Source organism: Sphingopyxis flava (assembly GCF_900168005.1).
In the GTDB taxonomy this organism is placed as follows: domain Bacteria; phylum Pseudomonadota; class Alphaproteobacteria; order Sphingomonadales; family Sphingomonadaceae; genus Sphingopyxis; species Sphingopyxis flava.
On the sequence record NZ_FUYP01000003.1, the window covers coordinates 182,705 to 198,764 of the forward strand.

Genomic DNA, 16,060 nt, shown 5'->3' on the forward strand with positions numbered 1-16,060 from the left:
CCGCCCCCTAGCAGGGGCCGAACGCTTCGCCAATCGCTGGAGAACCGCAACCTCGGCCAAGCTGGCCAGTTGAGCTCTTGCCCCTTCAAGAGGTTGGCGGGGAACCGTCTCAAAGGCGCCGCCACCGGTACAGGAGATTTATGATGCTGAAACACATGCTTTTGATCGGCGCTGCAGCCGTGAGTTTTCCCGCGCTTGCGCAGGAAGCCCCGCCTGCAGGTGAGGATCCTCAAACGCCGCCGGCGGGTGAAACGGCCCCGGCTGATCCCACTACCCAGACCCCGCCGACCGACCCTGGTACCGCGCCATCAGCGGACCCGGCCACTCCGGCCGATCCGGCGACCCCCGCGGAGCCGGCTACGCCGGGTGACCCTGGAACGCCGGCCGATCCCGCGACGCCTGCCGATCCTGCAACACCCGCTGATCCGGCAACCCCGCCGGCGAGCGAGCCCGGCGCACAAAGCGGCGCGGCTGCAACGCCCGGCCAAGTCGCGCAGATCGTGAACCAGGAGTTCCCGACTTATGACAGCGACGGTAACGGCGGCCTCGATGAGACCGAGTTTGGAACCTGGATGAAGAAGCTCCGCACGGCGACGGACCCCACGGTCGATCCTGAATCGGAGCAGGTCAAATCCTGGATCGGTCAGGCCTTTGCTGCCGCCGACGCCGACAAATCGGGCGGAGTCAGCAAGGAAGAGTTGACCAGTTTCCTGTCGCGCGGCGCCTGATCCAAACCGATCGACGCCCTTGACCGGGTGGTGCGGCCGCCGGAGTGATCCGGCGGCCGCATCCGCGATTCCGGCTACTGGGCGCGCTCGACCCTCACGATCGAAAGCCGGCGTTGCTGGCCGTCGCGGTCGGGCCAAAGGATGGATTGGCCTTCGCGCAGGCCGATCAGACCGGCTCCGACGGGGGTCATGATCGATATCCGGCCCGCCGCGATGTCGGCATCGCCAGGGTAGACAAGCTCGACGGTGCGTGAGGCGCCGTTCGCCTCGTCGACGAATTCGACGCGCGAATGCATTGTCACCACATCGGCGGGTATCTTGGTCGCGGAATAAATTTTTGCGCGATTGATTTCTTCCAGCAATAGCGCGCTGACCTCGGGCGAACGTTCCTGTCGCGCTAGCGCAAGGTCGGTCAGCGTATCAGCCTCGGTGTCGATCATATGGATAGGCGGCCGCTTGGCGGCGCTGCGGGTTTTCATCGTTCGAACCTTCAATTTGAGCAAACATACGCCTGCCGCATGTCGCAATCAGGAAAGGAGAAAGTTGGCCCCGGGCTCGGGGCATGACGCGCCGGACCCGGGGCTAAAGGCCCGCGAGGCGTTGACCCGCGTGCGAGTGGAGTCGGGAAAGGGCGCGCAGATTCTGCATCGTGTCATGATGTCCGCGCCGCGCTCCCAAGTCAAATCCTGACGTGCTGCGCCAAAGCGAGCGTGAGAAGATTCTCGTCGTCCGCATCTGCAATCATGCGATGATCGCGAAAACGCTGTTCCACGCCGCGCCGCGGTGACGGCCAAGCTGCTCCATGTCGCCGGATGGCCGGGCGGAACCGGCGCTGCGGCGGACGACCATCAAGACGGGCAGGCACACCGCATTGGCCTTTCATGGAAACAATCGCCTTGTGGGGGCCAATCAACGGTCATAAAAAAGACCGACAGCGTTGCGGACCAATTCCTGCATCGAAAAAGATTTCAGCGCGTTCCCATGCGGGAATAGGGGGTTGGCGGTCGAGGACGGACAACAGGTGCAGGCCATTACCGATCCCGAAGCGCCAAGGACTCCCAAGCGATTGTTCAAGAAGCGCTGGCTGACGGCGGGCGCCGCTGCGGCCATGGCGCTCGGGCTGTGGGTGGCGCGCGAGCCGATCGCGGACCGCTATATTCGTGACGAACTCGACGGCCGCGGCATTCCCGCACGCTACACGATTGAAGAGATCGGCTTTCGCACAGAGCGCCTCAGCGACGTGGTCATCGGCGATCCGGCGCGGCCCGACCTTACGGCGAGGATCGTGGAAGTCTCGATCGGCTACGGTATATCCGGGCCCTATATCTCTGAAATCCGGGCGGACGGCGTACGGCTTTACGGCCGCGTCGTCGAAGGTCAGCTGTCGCTCGGCGCGCTCGACAAGTTCCGGGACCCGGCCGACAAAACACCGTTCGCGCTGCCGGACATTTCGGTGATTCTCGCCGATGCCCGTGCGCGCGTCGAAACCCCGTGGGGTGATGTGGGCGCGGTGCTCAATGGCGGCGGCAATCTCAGGAAGAATTTCGCCGGCAAGCTCGCCCTGGTCGCCCCTGTTCTGGTTGCGGCGGGATGCTCCGCGCAAGAGCTGAGCTTCTACGGCGACGTGCGCGTGCGGAACGTTCGCCCGACGCTCACCGGAGCGCTGCGGGGCGAGCGTCTGGTCTGCGGCAATGTCGGCGCTGCGGTGGATAGTCCCCAGATCGCGATCGACGTTTCGCTCGCCGAGACTTTGCAAAGCTGGCGCGGCACGGCCGATGCGCGCCTCGCCAAGCTCGAGGCGGGCCGCATGAACGCTAAGAAACTGGGGTTGCGCGCCCGCTTTTCGGGCAGCGCCGCGCGCACGACGCTAGACGGTTCGGCCGAGGTCGCCGAGCTGAGCGCAGGCGATTTTTCCGCGCGCCGCGTCGAGATGTCGGCCAAGGCTGAGGTCGGACATGGCTCGCCGCAGGTCGAAGGCGATGTTCGCTTCGTCGAGGCCAGCGCCAGCCCGGAGCTGCGCCGTTCCATGGCCGCGAGCGCCGCGCGTCTTGACGCAAGCCCTCTCGGCCCGCTCGCCGCGAAAGCGGCTGCGGCGCTATCGCACATGCTCGCCGACGCGAGCGGCAGCAGCGGCTTTGCGCTCAGCGGCGAGGGCCGCGCGGCGCACTTTGAACTTGTCGCGCCGCAGTTGCGAAGCGCGAGTGGTGCCAGCGTCGCCGGGAGCGCTGGGAGCCGTATCGCATGGCTGCTCGCGGAGCCAACCCCCCTCGTCACGATCGCAGGTGACTGGACGTTCGGGGGCGGCGGCCTCCCTTCGGGGTCGCTGGCGCTTGATCGGCGCGCCGACGGGACGACGCGCGGCGAGGCGCGCTTTGCCCCTTACGCTGCCGACGGCGCGCGGCTTGAGCTCGACCCGGTTCGCTTTTGGGGCGGTCAGGATCAAATGCTGCGCTTCGCGACGCGCGCGACCCTGTCGGGACCGCTCGCGGACGGCCGCGTCGAGGGGCTGACGGTGCCGCTGGCTGGAACAATCGCCTCGAGCGGTGAGATCAGCCTCGCGGGCGGTTGCACCCGCGTCGGTTTCGATCGGCTCGCCGCCTCCGGCTTCCGCATTGCTCGCGCCGGGATCGATCTTTGCAGTCGCCCGCGGGCGCCGCTGTTTCGCGCCGGGCCGGCTGGTCTGCGTGGTACCGTCCTCACCCGCGACATTGCCCTGCGGGGCACCAGCGGCACCGGGCCTTTCGCCTTCGATGCAGGGCGGGGCGAGGTCGACCTCTCCGCAATGCGATGGATGCTCGCCGGTGCCGATGTCCGGCTAGGCGAGGGCGATAGCGTCACGCGCTTTGCCGCCGACCGCATCAGTGGGCGCGGCGTGAGCGGCGGCATGCAGGGGAGTTTGTCGGGCGCGAGCGGCAAGATTGGCGCCGTACCGCTCGTCCTGTCAGACATTGCCGGGAGCTGGCGCTGGCAGGGCGGCGCGCTGACGCTCGATGGGAGCTTGGGACTCAGCGACGCCGAGCCCGATCCGCGCTTCTTTCCTCTGGTGAGCGATACAGCGACCCTGCGCTACGCCGAGGGGGGCATCGACGCGGCGGCCAGTTTCCGCGAGCGCAAATCGGGGCGCAAGATCCTCGATGTCGTCATTCGCCATGACCTCGAGCCTGGTACTGGCTTTGCCGATCTCGATGCTCCGGAGATCCGTTTTGACGAAGGCTTCCAGCCCGACCAGCTCACCCGCCTCGCGCTCGGCGTTGTCGCGAATGTGCAAGGGTCGGTGGTCGGTGGGGGCCGCATCGAATGGTCGCCCCAGGCCGTCACGAGTCGCGGGACCTTTGCCACCGCAAACACCAACCTCGCTGCCGCCTTTGGACCGGTGAAGGGGCTGACAACGACGCTGACCTTTGTTGACCTCATCAATTTGCGAACAGCTCCGGCGCAGATTGCGACGATCGCAGAGATCAACCCCGGCATCCCGGTGATCGACGGGACGATCGAATACCGGCTTCTCGGCGACAATCGGGTTCGCATCGAGGGTGGGCGCTGGCCCTTGGCGGGGGGTGAACTGGTGCTTCATCCCGCGACGCTCGATTTCAATGCCAGCGAACCCCGGCGCCTGTCCTTCGATATCGTAGGGGTCGATGCTGCGGCCTTCCTGCAGCAATTCGGATTCGAGAATATTCATGCGACCGGCACGTTCGACGGAACGCTGCCGGTCGAGTTCGACGGGCTCGGTGGCCGCATCGTTGGCGGTCGCATCGATTCGCGGGGCGGCGGCGGGACGCTTGCCTATGTCGGCGAGCTGTCGAACCATAATCTTGGTGCGATCGCCAATTTTGCCTTTGGCGCACTGCGCAGCCTAAAATATGACGACCTCACGATCATGCTGAACGGGGATCTCGACGGCGAAATGGTGACCGATATCCGCTTTGGCGGCGTGGGGCAGGGCGAAGGCGCGACACAGAATTTCCTGACACGCCAAATTGCGAAGCTGCCGTTCGTCTTCAATGTGAAGATCCAGGCGCCCTTCCGCCAACTTATTTCCTCCGCGAAAGGCTTTTACGACCCGACGCTGGTGATCGAACAGAATCTGCCGACCCTGCTGCGCGTGCAGCAAGAGGTCGATGCCGCCAAAGCGGGCGCTGAATCGCCCGTTCAGCCCCCAGAAAGCGAGCCCGTGCCATGACGATATCCAACAAGGAAAGCAGGAGGCTGAACTTTGACGGCCGATATCTGGCAACCCTCTGCGCCATGGCGGGTCTTTCCGCCTGTGTGCAGATCGAAACGCCCGACAAGCCGATCGAAATCAACCTCAACATCAACATCAAGCAGGAAATCATCTACAGGCTCGATGGCGATGCGAAGAAATTGATCGAGCAGAATGAGGACATCTTCTGATCGAACACGAGCATAGAGGGTGATGATCATGCGTTGGAAAAACTGGAAATTGGGTGGGATGGCGATGGGGACAGTGGCGGTGACCGCCGCGATTGCGGTCGCGATCCCCTCGGCGATGGCGCAGCGAGACCCCGCTTATGAGGCGGCGCGCGCGGCAGGGCAGATCGGCGAACAGCCCGACGGCTATCTGGGTTTTGTGTCGAACCCGACCCCGGCGATCCGCGATATCGTCAAGGATATCAACATCAAGCGCAAGGCGGCCTACACCGCGAATGCGCCGCAGGGTAGCACGGTTGAACAATTTGCCTTTGCGACCGGATGCAATCTGATTGCGAAGACGAAGCCGGGCGAAAAATACAAAGCGCCCGACGGTCGCTGGCTGACGCGCGACAGTGGTCCGCCAGTGCGCGATTCGCGCTGTCCCTAAATTCCTGTTTTCAAGGGCGCCTGCGGGCGTCAATGCCGCCGCGCCCCTAAACGCGGCGGCATTTTTTGTGCACCTGCGCACAAGCATTGACTTCATGGGGCGGCGTTCCTAAACGGGCCGCGCCTTAGGGGTCCCCCGATTTTTCGGGCCTTTTTTCGCAGGCAGGATCGGAGGTTTCCGCTTCTGTTTCAGGAGGATGGCACAAGATGACGGGGAATGGCAGCGATCCGGAACTTGGCTCGGAGGATTCGCGCCTGGTCTCGCTCGAAGAGCGATTGGACCGGGCCGAAGCCGCAGAAGCGAGACGGACCGCGGTGAGCGCCGGACCGGAATCCGATGCCAATTACCGGCTCGGCAACCGCGTCTTGGCCGAACTGCTGGGCGGACTGATCGGCGGTGCCTTGTTCGGCTGGCTGATTGACCGCATCGCAGGTACGTCGCCCTGGGGTTTGTTGGGGATGTTGTTCATGGGGATCGTCGTGGCCTTCCGGAACATCATCCGCCTGTCTTCGGCGCCTCGCAAATAGGCGGGCGCAAACGAAATTCTCTCGCGGGACGGCCCACGGCCGCCTCGCCATACGCGTGGAGTGAACAGTGGCGGCGGAATCCGGCAAGATCGACCCGATGCACCAGTTCGAGGTGACGCCGCTTGGCGGCGGCTTCAACCTTGGCGGGCATGAAATCTTGTTTACGAACAGCGCGCTGTGGATGGTTGTTGCCGCAATCGCGCTGGGCATTTTCATGTGGGGCGGAATGCGCCGCCAGCTCATACCGGGCCGCTGGCAGGCCGCGGTCGAAGGCTTCACCGGCTTCATCTCGAGCATGATGATGGCGAATATCGGGACCGAGGGCCGCAAATATACGCCCTATGTCTTCTCGCTCTTCATGTTCATTCTGTTCTGCAATCTGCTCGGCATGTTGCCGCTGGGCGTCCTTGGCCTTCACCCCTTCACCGTCACCAGCCATATCGCGATCACGGGCGTCCTCGCGCTGATCAGCTTCGCGATCGTTCTTGTCGTTGGCTTCTGGCGTCACGGCCTCCACTTCTTTTCGCTGTTCGTGCCGCACGGAACGCCGCTCCCGATGATCCCGATCATCGCGCCGATCGAGTTTGTTTCATTCATGGTGCGCCCCTTCAGCCTTGGTCTGCGTCTTTTTGTCGCGATGACCGCGGGTCACGTGCTGCTCAAGGTGCTGTCGGGCTTCGTGATCAATGGCTTCAACGCCGAAACATTGTGGCTCGGCTCGATCGTTTCGGTGCTCAGCTTTACCCTGATGATCGGTATCAGCGCGCTCGAACTGCTCGTTGCCGGCATCCAGGCCTATGTTTTCGCCCTGTTGACCTCGCTCTATATCAATGACGCGGTCAATCTCCACTAATTCACGTTTTAGAATAAACGCTTACACCCAAGGAGTAGTATAATGGACGCAGAAGCAGCAAAGCTGATCGGTGCAGGTCTCGCCGCGATCGGTGCCGGCATGGCCGCCATCGGCGTGGGTAACGTCTTTGGCAGCTTCCTCGAAAGCGCGCTGCGCAATCCGGCTGCCGCCGACGGCCAGCAGGGCCGTCTGTTCATCGGCTTCGCCGCCGCCGAGCTTCTCGGCCTTCTGGCGTTCGTCGTTGCGATGATTCTGCTCTTCGTCGTCTGAGTTCGACGATTTAGCGAAGCCGGTCCTGCTGGATCGGCTTCGTTGCGGATTTTCAGACAATTTAGGGTTCGCCTTTCATGCCCCAGATAGCCCAGCTCACCGCTGACAATTGGTACCTTGCTTCGCAGCTTTTCTGGCTCCTGGTCGTATTCGCCGGCATTTATGTCGTGATCGGCCGCGGCATGCTGCCCAAGATCGAAGCGACGGTGGACGCACGCGACCGCAAGGTGGCGGACGATCTGGCAGCGGCCAAGGCTGCCCATGCCGCTGCGGATGCGCTCGAAGAAAGCTATCGCCAGCAGACCGAGGCGAGCCGCGCCGCGGCGCAAAAGGCGGTTGCCGATGCCAAGGGCAAGGCCGCGCGCGATGCCGAAAAGCGTCTCGCAAAGGTCGACGTGGAGCTTGGCGAAAAGCTTTCGCTCGCAGAGGCGGACATTGCCGCGGCGCGCAAGTCGGCGATGGCTGAGATCGAATCGGTAGCGGTCGAAGCAGCCAGCGACCTTGTCGCGAAGCTGTCGGGCGCAAAGGTAGCTGCAGCAGACGCCAAGGCGGCGGTGAAGGCGGTGCTCCATGGCTAATCTTATCATCATCCTTGCGGAAGCCTCCGGCGAAGCGCATGCCGCGCCGAAGGCGTTCGGCATGGACGCCACCGTCTGGGTCTCGATCGCGATGCTCGTGTTCCTCGGCATCCTGGTCTGGAAGGGCGTGCCCAAGATGATCGGCGCAATGCTCGACAAGCGCATCGCCGAAATTTCAAAGCAGCTCGACGAAGCCGAGCAGCTTCGCCTCGACGCGGAATCGCTGAAGGCCGAATATGAAGCGAAGCTCGCCGATGCTGCCAAGGAGGCCGAGGAAATGCGCGCGCGCGCCGATGCCGAAGCCGAAGCGCTGGTTGCCAAGGCGAAGGCTGACGCAACCCAGTTGATCGCGCGCCGCAAGCAGATGGCCGAAGAGCGCATCGCGGCGGCCGAAGCCGGCGCGCTCGCCGAGGTGCGCACCGCGGCCGCCAAGGCAGCGACCGACGCGGCCGCTGCCCTCATTGCGGCCAAGCATGACGCCGCGGCTGACAGGGCCCTGGTCGATCAGGCGATCGCGGCAGTCGCGAAGAGCTGATCCGGAAAAACCATCTTTGAGCCAGAGCGCCCGCGGACAATCCGCGGGCGCTTTTGCGACAGGCTGGTCCTTTTCCGCCAGTCCCGGCACCCATAGTCCGCCCGAGCGGATGGGCGCGCAACATAATCCTGCTGTTGAGCACCAAGATCGAAAAAGGATGGTGCGATCCGCGAGCCTGCAGATTATCCTCGCGGCGGCGGGATGCGCGGCTGAACTCCTCCATCAGCCACGCGACGCAAAATCCCCAGCCTTCGCCATGAAGGGTGCCCCTCGCGCGGCGCTTAATATCTGATCATGATACGCCGCGCGAGCGCAGGCGAGATGCTGTGGACGAGCCGCAGTATCTTCGTCTGACCCACCGCGACCTCGTCGCTGTCGGCCCGGATCCCGCGAGCGATTTCGGCTGCACAATCGCGCGCGGTCATCATCTTTCCGCCGCGCCCCGACGTCATGTTGGTCGCGACGAGCGGGGGGAGGGCTTCCATCACGTGGACGCCGCTGCCCTTCAGCAGATGGCGGATCGCCTGCGTGTAGCTGCGCAGCGCTGCCTTGGTCGCGCAATAGATGGCACCGTTCGCGCGCGGCGCGATGGCCAGGCCCGAGGTCACATTCACGATCATGGCCTTGCCCTGGGCGCTCAGCTGTGGAAGCAGCCGCGTGACGAGAGCGATTGGGGCGTAAAGGTTCGTATCGATGCACCGCGCCGCGCTTGCCAGCGTCGCCGCATTGGCCGGATCATAGTCGCTCCCCACCCCGGCATTATTCACGAGAAGCGCGAGCGGCTTTCCTGCAACACCCTTGGCGATCGCATCGATACCCGCTGCCTCCGACAAATCTCCGGCGATAGTTCCAAAACCCAGCGCCTGCATCGCGGCCAGCTTCTCGGCCGATCGCCCCGTCACGATCACAGCTGCGCCAAGGCCCTGGAGTTGCAGCGCGATTTCGCGGCCGATGCCGTCACTGCCTCCAGTGACAAGGGCGAGCATTCCCCGAACATCCATTGGTCCCTCCCATGTTTTCCCCTGCGCACTATGGCGGGTGCGATCGCCATCGCCTACATGCAAAATCATGGCTCGCCCCAACGCTCCCGACCGATTCAACGAAGAAAAGGCCACCTACGTGATCCGCGGCAGCGGGGAGGCGGGAGACAAGCCTGACCTCGAGCGCGGTTCAGGGGTCATTCGCGATGTTGTGCGAAAGCTTCCGGTGCGTCCGGGTGTCTACCGCATGCTCGATGCGCGCGGAGATGTGCTTTATGTCGGAAAGGCGCGCGCGCTCAGGAATCGCGTGAGCAACTATACCCAGGTCGCGCGCCTGCCCCAGCGGCTTCAGCGGATGGTCGCTCAGACGCGCGCAATGGAGATCGTCACCACGAACAGCGAGGCGGAGGCGCTGCTTCTCGAGGCGCAGCTGATCAAGCGCTATCGCCCCCCGTACAACGTCCTTTTGCGCGACGACAAAAGCTTTCCCTTCATTCTCCTGCGCATGGACCACAACTTTCCCCGTGTGCAGAAACACCGCGGCGCCCGGCGGGCGAAAGGACGCTATTACGGGCCATTTGCGAGCGCGGGATCGGTGAACCGCACGCTCAACGCGCTGCAGAAGACCTTTCTTCTGCGAAGCTGTACCGACAGTTTCTTCGCGAACCGTTCAAGACCGTGTCTCCTCTATCAGATCCGCCGCTGCTCGGCGCCTTGTGTAGGCCGTATCTCGAAAGAGGATTATGCACGCCTGGTGGGCGACGCGCAGGATTTTCTCGAGGGCCGTTCAACAGCAGTGCAGAAGCGGCTCGGCGACGCGATGACGGAGGCGGCCGAGGCGATGGATTTCGAACTCGCAGCGGTCCTGCGCGACCGGCTGAAGTCATTGACCTTCATCCAGGGCAGTCAGTCGGTCCACGCTGACGGGCTTGGTGACGCCGACGTCTTCGCGCTCGCGGCAAAGGGCGGGCAGCTCTGCATCGCGGGTTTCTTCATCAGGGGCGGGCAGAATTGGGGCCATCGCAGCTTCTTTCCTGCCCATGTCGCCGGGGTTCCCGAGGAAGAGGTGCTCGCGAGCTTTCTCATGCAGTTTTACGAAGGCGTCCCGCCGCCCAAACTGATCCTCGTCGACCGTGAGCCGGCCGAATGCACGCTGCTCGCCGAGGCGCTGGGCGAGACCGCGGGGCGCAAGGTCGAGATCGGCGTGCCTCAGCGCGGAAGCCGCCGTCGCTTGCTCGAGCAGGCGGTGCGCAACGCCGGCGAGGAACTCGACCGGCGGCTCGCCGAGAGCAGCAGCCAGGCCCGGCTGGGGCGTGAACTTGCCGACCTGTTCGACCTCGAGGGGCCGCCGCAGCGCATCGAGATTTATGACAACAGCCACATTCAGGGCACCAATGCCTTGGGGGCGATGGTCGTCGCGGGCCCTGAGGGCTGGATCAAGGGCGCCTATCGCAAATTCAATATCAAGCGCGCCGAAACACAGCCCGGTGACGATTTTGCGATGATGCGCGAGGTGTTCCACCGGCGCTTTGCGCGCGCGATCGAGGAGGACCCGGAGCGCGCGAAGGGCGCGTGGCCCGACCTCGTGCTGATCGATGGCGGCAAGGGGCAGGTGTCGGCGGTGTCGGAAGTGTTCGCCGAACTGGGGATCGACGACTTGCCCTACGTCGGCGTCGCCAAGGGGCCCGACCGCAACGCCGGACGCGAAACATTCTACCTGCCCGACGGGCGCGAGTTCACCTTGCCGCCGAACAATGCGGTGCTTTTCTATATCCAGCGCCTTCGCGACGAGGCGCACCGTTTCGCGATCGGGGCGCATCGGCAAAAGCGCGCAAAAGCCATGGGAAGCTCGCCGCTCGACGAAGTGCCGGGCATCGGACCCGCGCGCAAGAAGGCCCTGTTGATGCATTTCGGTACCGCGCGCGCGATCCGCAGCGCAAGTCTTGAAGACCTGAAGCGCGCGCCGGGCGTCAGCGCGGGCGTCGCGCAGGCCGTCTATGATTTCTACAATCCGCGAGGATAGGGAAAAGCCGCCATTCTGTGTTCCGGCAGCGAAAGATGAAAGCGCCCCGCCGAAAGCACGCCAGCCGAGAAGAGCCCGTTGGGAGAAAGGGGAGAGGATGGATTTTGCAGCCACCATGCCGCTGGCGAAAACGCTCGGCATTGCGATCGACGAAGGCACGAAGGATCGGGTTTCAGGCCGGCTCCTCGTTCGCGCCGACATATGTACCGCGGGGAACATCGTCCACGGCGGCGCGATCATGGCCTTTGCGGATTGTCTCGGCGCGGTCGGCGCCTTCCTCAGCCTTCCTGAGGGTGCTAGCGGAACGACGACGATCGAAAGCAAGACGAACTTTCTCGGCGCAGGGCCGGCAGGCTCCTGGCTCGTCGGCGAAGCGACGCCGGTGAAAGTCGGTAAACGCCTGTCGGTGTGGCAGACGCGCATTCGCATCGAGGGCGGCGCAGAGGTCGCACTGGTCACCCAGACGCAGATGGTGCTTTGGCCGTCCTGAATGCCGAGGCTATCGTCTGCGCGGTGCGCGCGCATGGCGAACATGGCGCGATTCTGCGCGCGCTCACGCGCGATGCCGGGCTGGTTTCCGGCTATGTCCGCGGTGGGCGGTCACGGCGACTGCGTCCAATCCTGGTTCCGGGCAATCTTGTCGCGCTCGAACTTCGTGCACGCACCGACGAGCAACTGGGCAGCGCGACGGCCGAACTCCTGACGAGCCGGGCGCCGCTTCTCGCCGAGCCGCTCCCCGCATCGGCGATCGACTGGGCGACGAGCCTCACGGCAGCGACTTTGCCCGAAAGCCAGCCCTATCCGGCGCTTTATGCCGCCCTGTCAGGAGTTCTGGGTGCCATCGCCGCTGCAACCTCGGCGCGCCAATGGGCAGCGGCGCTTGCGCGCTACGAACTGCTGCTGCTCGCTGAACTCGGCTTCGGGTTGAACCTCGAGGAATGCGCTGCGACCGGCGTGAGGAGTGATCTGGCCTTTGTCAGCCCCAGAACAGGCGGAGCGGTGTGCGCGGGCGCGGCCGCGGGCTACGAGGCCCGGCTGTTCCCGCTGCCCCGCTTCCTGCGCGGCGTCGACCACGATCCTGCGCTCAGCGACATTCTCGACGGGATGGCGATCACCGGCCATTTTCTCGATCGCGATCTTCTCGAAGGCCGCAACCGTGATTTGCTTGCCGTAAGGGAAAGATTGGTCGGCCGTCTCAAGAGGGCGGTTGCGTGACTCGCCGCCGCTCCTTAAGCGGCTGGCGAGAGATGAAAGGGCGAAGCGTTGAAAATCCTGTTGCTGGCTGGTGATGGTATTGGTCCTGAAATCATGGCGGAGGCCGAGAAGGTTCTCGCCGCGCTGGAGCTGCCGGTAACGCTCGATCGCGCCCTCGTCGGCGGCGCGGCCTATGAAGCGACGGGTCATCCGCTGCCGGCGGAAACGCTCGCGAAAGCCAAGGCAGCGGATGCCCTTCTGTTCGGCGCAGTCGGCGATCCGCGCTTCGACACTGCCGAGAGGCATCTGCGTCCCGAGCAGGCAATCCTTGGTCTGCGCGCGGAACTCGGCCTGTTCGCGAACCTGCGCCCCGCAAAATTGTTCGCAGGTCTTGAAGACAGCTCGGCGCTGCGTCCCGAAGTCGCTTCTGCGATCGATCTCCTGATCGTGCGCGAACTCAACGGCGATGTCTATTTCGGCGAGAAGGGTACCCGCGCGACGGCAAGCGGCGAGCGCGAGGGCTATGATGTGATGTCCTACAGCGAGAGCGAAGTACGGCGCATCGCGCACGTCGCCTTCAAGGCAGCGCAGGGCCGGCAGAAACGGCTCTGCTCGGTTGACAAGGCGAATGTGCTTGAAACCTCCCAGCTCTGGCGCGATGTCGTGATCGAGGTCGCGGCGGACTATCCCGACGTCGCACTCAGCCACATGTATGTCGATAATGCCGCGATGCAGCTGGTTCGCAATCCGGGGCAATTCGATGTCATCGTTACCGGCAACCTGTTCGGCGACATCCTGTCCGACCAGGCGTCGATGTGCGTCGGCTCGATCGGGCTGCTCGCATCAGCATCGCTTGGTGTGGGCCGGATGGGGCTATACGAGCCGATCCATGGCAGCGCGCCCGACATTGCCGGCAAGGGGACCGCCAACCCGTTGGCGATGATCCTCTCGCTCGCAATGCTGCTTCGTCATTCGGGCGGCGACGAGGCGAGCGCGGCGCGGATCGAGGCTGCCGTTGCCGCCGTACTGGCGGCGGGATGCCGGGGCGCCGACCTTGGCGGTGACATGACCACGACCGCGCTAGGCGATGCGGTGGTTGCGGCCCTGAACAATTAGGCGGACGGCTAGGATGAAAAAGAAAACGGGCTTCGATCGCAGCACCACGCTAAAATGGCACCCCGCGACGCGCGCGGTGCGCGGCGGAACCTGGCGCAGCGAGCATGGCGAGACGTCAGAGGCACTCTTCCTGACCTCGGGCTATAGCTACGACAGCGCCGAGGAGGTCGCGGCGCGCTTTGCGGGCGAGGAGCAGGGGATGACCTACTCCCGGCTGCAGAACCCGACCGTTGCGATGCTGGAGGAACGGATCGCGCTGATGGAAGGCGCCGAGGCGTGCCGGGTCCAGGCAAGCGGCATGGCGGCGATGACGACAGCGCTGCTCTGCCAGCTTTCGGCAGGGGACCACATCGTTGCCGCAAAGGCGGCCTTCGGCTCGTGTCGCTGGCTCGTCGACACGCTCTGCCCGCGCTTCGGGATCGAATCGACCGTCGTCGACGGGCGCGACAATGATGCGTGGGAAAAGGCCATCCGCCCGAATACGAAGGTCTTCTTCTTCGAGACGCCGGCGAACCCGACGCTTGACATCGTCGACATGGCGCACGTCTGCAGCTTGGCGCGCGCGCACGGGATCACCAGTGTCGTCGACAATGCCTTTGCAACCGCGGTTCTTCAGCGCCCGCTCGACTTCGGCGCCGACGTCGTCGCCTACTCGGCCACCAAACTGATGGAGGGGCAGGGGCGCGTCCTTGCGGGCGCGGTGTGCGGGACCAAAGCGTTCATCAACGATGTGCTGCTTCCTTTCCAGCGCAATACCGGTCCCAATTTGTCGCCGTTCAATGCCTGGGTCGTCATGAAGGGCCTCGAAACGCTCGATTTGCGGGCGCGGCGGCAGTCGGAGAATGCGCTTGCGGTCGGAAAGGCGATCGAGGGACGCGTCGCGCGCATCCTTCATCCAGGGCTTGCCAGCCATCCGCAGCACGATCTTGCGATGCATCAGATGGAGGCTTGCGGGCCGATTTTCGCTTTCGAGCTGCCGGGTGGCGCAGCGCAGGCGATGCGCTTTCTCAATGCCCTCGAACTCGTCGACATCAGCAACAATATCGGCGATGCGCGCAGCCTCTGCTGCCATCCCTGGACGACAACGCACTACGGCGTGAGCCCCGAGGTTCGGCTGGACATGGGAGTGAGCGAAGGGCTTCTTCGTATCAACATCGGTCTTGAAGATCCGCGCGATGTCATTGCCGATCTGGAGCAGGCATTGACCAAGGTCGGGCTATAGGCGACTCTATGGGGACGATGATCGACTCCTTCTTCCCCTTTTCCGCGACCACCGGCACCATCACGGTGCGGGTGGCGGTGAGCTATCTTCCCGAACAGTCACACCCGTCGCTCGGGCGCTGGTTCTGGGCCTATCACGTCCGGATTGAAAATCAGGGGGAGGCGACAGTGCAACTGATCAGCCGCCACTGGCGAATCAGCGACGGTCTAGGGAAAATCAGCGAAGTCGAAGGCGAGGGTGTCGTGGGCGAGCAGCCGTTGATCGCGCCCGGCGGCGCTTTCGATTATGTCTCGGGCTGCCCGCTGCCGACTCCTGAAGGATCGATGGTCGGAAGCTATATGATGGAGGTCAGCGACGGGTCGCAGATGCTCGTCGCCATCCCGCATTTCCCGCTCGTTGCGCCGGCGACCGCCTCATGAAGCGCACCCATCTTCCTCTCAATGCGCTGCGCGTATTCGATGCCGCTGCCCGGCACCTGAGCTTCACGCGCGCCGCCGATGAACTTGCAGTCACCCCCGCCGCGGTTGGGCAACAAATTCGCGCGCTCGAGGACATGCTCGGCGTCGTTCTCTTTCGCCGTACGCCCAAGGGGCTGGAGCTGACCGGTGAGGCCAATGCCGGGCTCGACGCGCTACGCCAGGGCTTCCTGCAGTTCGAGGAATCGGTGCGCGCGATGCAGGCAGGGCAGTCGTCGCAGTCGCTCACGATCGCGGCCCCGCGCGACCTCACTGCCAAATGGCTGGCACCGCGCCTCGCGCGATACAGCCAGGAGGCGCCCGATGTCCGCTTCACGCTCGTCTCGGCCGATGGAGGAATCGACTTCACCGAGGCCAATCTCGATCTTGCGATCTTCTGGACTGACAGCGCGGGCGAGCATGAAGGCGTCGCGCTCGCCGAAGCATTGATGGTCACCGTCGCGGGTCCGGGCAGCGACAGCAAAACGCGCATCGCGTGGCCGGGGTGCCCCGTTGAGGATGATGAACTCGTGCTTCGGCTCGGCGATGCCGGGCTGGCGATCGACGCCGCCGCCAACGGGCTCGGGCAGGCCAATGTTCCCGCGATGCTGGCCGAGGCGGATATTGCTGCCGGACGGGTCCGCGTCGTGCGCGAGCCCTTTGCGGTCAAGCACGGCTATTGGCTTGTCGCACCGACACCGCAGTGGCGACAGGCCAAGGTCAAGGCGCTCGTCGCTGCGCTGACCTCCGCCTGAGC

The 16,060-nt window shown here is 64.3% G+C and carries 19 protein-coding genes; 16 read left to right on the forward strand and 3 right to left on the reverse strand.

Going from position 1 to position 16,060, the window contains the following annotated elements:
• Nucleotides 1-143: 143 nt before the first annotated feature.
• A complete protein-coding gene (locus B5X69_RS03735) occupies nt 144-728 on the forward strand; it encodes an EF-hand domain-containing protein (RefSeq protein WP_079637420.1) in 585 nt (194 codons plus the stop codon).
• A gap of 74 nt (nt 729-802) precedes the next feature.
• On the opposite strand, the gene rnk is transcribed toward B5X69_RS03735, so the two are convergent.
• Both rnk and B5X69_RS22215 read right to left on the reverse strand, forming a co-directional pair.
• On the reverse strand, nt 803-1,207 hold the full coding sequence (rnk, locus tag B5X69_RS03740) for a nucleoside diphosphate kinase regulator (RefSeq protein WP_079637364.1): 405 nt from the start codon (nt 1,205-1,207) through the stop codon (nt 803-805).
• 262 nt (nt 1,208-1,469) lie between these two features.
• Complete coding sequence (locus B5X69_RS22215) at nt 1,470-1,595, reverse strand: hypothetical protein (protein ID WP_281250916.1); 126 nt, start codon at nt 1,593-1,595, stop codon at nt 1,470-1,472.
• A gap of 130 nt (nt 1,596-1,725) precedes the next feature.
• Between B5X69_RS22215 and B5X69_RS03745 the strand changes: the two genes are divergently transcribed.
• The 8 genes from B5X69_RS03745 to B5X69_RS03780 all read left to right on the forward strand — a co-directional run bounded on the left by B5X69_RS03745 (nt 1,726) and on the right by B5X69_RS03780 (nt 8,313).
• On the forward strand, nt 1,726-4,911 hold the full coding sequence (locus B5X69_RS03745; RefSeq protein WP_245798560.1) for an intermembrane phospholipid transport YdbH family protein: 3,186 nt from the start codon (nt 1,726-1,728) through the stop codon (nt 4,909-4,911).
• On the forward strand, nt 4,908-5,123 hold the full coding sequence (locus B5X69_RS03750) for a YnbE family lipoprotein (protein ID WP_079637365.1): 216 nt from the start codon (nt 4,908-4,910) through the stop codon (nt 5,121-5,123). The genes B5X69_RS03745 and B5X69_RS03750 overlap by 4 nt, the downstream gene beginning before the upstream one ends.
• A gap of 64 nt (nt 5,124-5,187) precedes the next feature.
• On the forward strand, nt 5,188-5,550 hold the full coding sequence (locus tag B5X69_RS03755) for a YdbL family probable chaperone protein (RefSeq protein ID WP_079637422.1): 363 nt from the start codon (nt 5,188-5,190) through the stop codon (nt 5,548-5,550).
• A 206-nt stretch (nt 5,551-5,756) separates the two neighbouring features.
• On the forward strand, nt 5,757-6,077 hold the full coding sequence (locus B5X69_RS03760) for an AtpZ/AtpI family protein (RefSeq protein WP_079637366.1): 321 nt from the start codon (nt 5,757-5,759) through the stop codon (nt 6,075-6,077).
• A 67-nt stretch (nt 6,078-6,144) separates the two neighbouring features.
• Nucleotides 6,145-6,930 (forward strand): F0F1 ATP synthase subunit A, encoded by a 786-nt coding sequence (locus B5X69_RS03765; protein ID WP_079637367.1) that lies wholly within the window; start codon nt 6,145-6,147, stop codon nt 6,928-6,930.
• Nucleotides 6,931-6,972: 42 nt separating this feature from the next.
• A complete protein-coding gene (locus B5X69_RS03770; RefSeq protein ID WP_003044110.1) occupies nt 6,973-7,200 on the forward strand; it encodes a F0F1 ATP synthase subunit C in 228 nt (75 codons plus the stop codon).
• 77 nt (nt 7,201-7,277) lie between these two features.
• Nucleotides 7,278-7,778, forward strand: a complete 501-nt coding sequence (locus tag B5X69_RS03775) for a F0F1 ATP synthase subunit B family protein (RefSeq protein WP_079637368.1) — start codon at nt 7,278-7,280, stop codon at nt 7,776-7,778.
• Nucleotides 7,771-8,313, forward strand: coding sequence for a F0F1 ATP synthase subunit B family protein (locus B5X69_RS03780; RefSeq protein ID WP_079637369.1), 543 nt, complete (start codon nt 7,771-7,773; stop codon nt 8,311-8,313). The genes B5X69_RS03775 and B5X69_RS03780 overlap by 8 nt, the downstream gene beginning before the upstream one ends.
• A gap of 281 nt (nt 8,314-8,594) precedes the next feature.
• On the opposite strand, the gene B5X69_RS03785 is transcribed toward B5X69_RS03780, so the two are convergent.
• On the reverse strand, nt 8,595-9,314 hold the full coding sequence (locus tag B5X69_RS03785) for an SDR family oxidoreductase (protein ID WP_079637370.1): 720 nt from the start codon (nt 9,312-9,314) through the stop codon (nt 8,595-8,597).
• A gap of 67 nt (nt 9,315-9,381) precedes the next feature.
• Here B5X69_RS03785 and uvrC point away from each other — a divergent pair, with 67 nt between their 5' ends.
• From uvrC to B5X69_RS03820, 7 genes are all read left to right on the forward strand, one after another.
• Nucleotides 9,382-11,316 (forward strand): excinuclease ABC subunit UvrC, encoded by a 1,935-nt coding sequence (gene uvrC, locus B5X69_RS03790; protein WP_079637371.1) that lies wholly within the window; start codon nt 9,382-9,384, stop codon nt 11,314-11,316.
• A 97-nt stretch (nt 11,317-11,413) separates the two neighbouring features.
• Complete coding sequence (locus B5X69_RS03795) at nt 11,414-11,806, forward strand: PaaI family thioesterase (RefSeq protein WP_079637372.1); 393 nt, start codon at nt 11,414-11,416, stop codon at nt 11,804-11,806.
• A complete protein-coding gene (recO, locus tag B5X69_RS03800) occupies nt 11,794-12,531 on the forward strand; it encodes a DNA repair protein RecO (protein ID WP_079637373.1) in 738 nt (245 codons plus the stop codon). The genes B5X69_RS03795 and recO overlap by 13 nt, the downstream gene beginning before the upstream one ends.
• Before the next feature lie 48 nt (nt 12,532-12,579).
• A complete protein-coding gene (leuB, locus tag B5X69_RS03805) occupies nt 12,580-13,626 on the forward strand; it encodes a 3-isopropylmalate dehydrogenase (RefSeq protein WP_079637374.1) in 1,047 nt (348 codons plus the stop codon).
• A 13-nt stretch (nt 13,627-13,639) separates the two neighbouring features.
• On the forward strand, nt 13,640-14,848 hold the full coding sequence (locus tag B5X69_RS03810) for a trans-sulfuration enzyme family protein (RefSeq protein ID WP_079637375.1): 1,209 nt from the start codon (nt 13,640-13,642) through the stop codon (nt 14,846-14,848).
• A gap of 17 nt (nt 14,849-14,865) precedes the next feature.
• A complete protein-coding gene (gene apaG, locus B5X69_RS03815) occupies nt 14,866-15,267 on the forward strand; it encodes a Co2+/Mg2+ efflux protein ApaG (RefSeq protein ID WP_079637423.1) in 402 nt (133 codons plus the stop codon).
• On the forward strand, nt 15,264-16,058 hold the full coding sequence (locus tag B5X69_RS03820) for a LysR family transcriptional regulator (protein ID WP_079637376.1): 795 nt from the start codon (nt 15,264-15,266) through the stop codon (nt 16,056-16,058). The genes apaG and B5X69_RS03820 overlap by 4 nt, the downstream gene beginning before the upstream one ends.
• The last annotated feature ends 2 nt before the right edge of the window (nt 16,059-16,060 follow it).

Excerpts from the sequence above, each read along its gene's own strand:
- B5X69_RS03735 (WP_079637420.1), top strand. The coding sequence starts at position 144 with ATGCTGAAACACATGCTTTTGATCGGCGCTGCAGCCGTGAGTTTTCCC.
- rnk (WP_079637364.1), bottom strand. The coding sequence starts at position 1,207 with ATGAAAACCCGCAGCGCCGCCAAGCGGCCGCCTATCCATATGATCGAC.
- B5X69_RS03750 (WP_079637365.1), top strand. The coding sequence starts at position 4,908 with ATGACGATATCCAACAAGGAAAGCAGGAGGCTGAACTTTGACGGCCGA.
- B5X69_RS03755 (WP_079637422.1), top strand. The coding sequence starts at position 5,188 with ATGGGGACAGTGGCGGTGACCGCCGCGATTGCGGTCGCGATCCCCTCG.
- B5X69_RS03760 (WP_079637366.1), top strand. The coding sequence starts at position 5,757 with ATGACGGGGAATGGCAGCGATCCGGAACTTGGCTCGGAGGATTCGCGC.
- B5X69_RS03770 (WP_003044110.1), top strand. The coding sequence starts at position 6,973 with ATGGACGCAGAAGCAGCAAAGCTGATCGGTGCAGGTCTCGCCGCGATC.
- B5X69_RS03775 (WP_079637368.1), top strand. The coding sequence starts at position 7,278 with ATGCCCCAGATAGCCCAGCTCACCGCTGACAATTGGTACCTTGCTTCG.
- B5X69_RS03780 (WP_079637369.1), top strand. The coding sequence starts at position 7,771 with ATGGCTAATCTTATCATCATCCTTGCGGAAGCCTCCGGCGAAGCGCAT.
- B5X69_RS03785 (WP_079637370.1), bottom strand. The coding sequence starts at position 9,314 with ATGGATGTTCGGGGAATGCTCGCCCTTGTCACTGGAGGCAGTGACGGC.
- uvrC (WP_079637371.1), top strand. The coding sequence starts at position 9,382 with ATGGCTCGCCCCAACGCTCCCGACCGATTCAACGAAGAAAAGGCCACC.
- B5X69_RS03795 (WP_079637372.1), top strand. The coding sequence starts at position 11,414 with ATGGATTTTGCAGCCACCATGCCGCTGGCGAAAACGCTCGGCATTGCG.
- B5X69_RS03810 (WP_079637375.1), top strand. The coding sequence starts at position 13,640 with ATGAAAAAGAAAACGGGCTTCGATCGCAGCACCACGCTAAAATGGCAC.
- apaG (WP_079637423.1), top strand. The coding sequence starts at position 14,866 with ATGATCGACTCCTTCTTCCCCTTTTCCGCGACCACCGGCACCATCACG.
- B5X69_RS03820 (WP_079637376.1), top strand. The coding sequence starts at position 15,264 with ATGAAGCGCACCCATCTTCCTCTCAATGCGCTGCGCGTATTCGATGCC.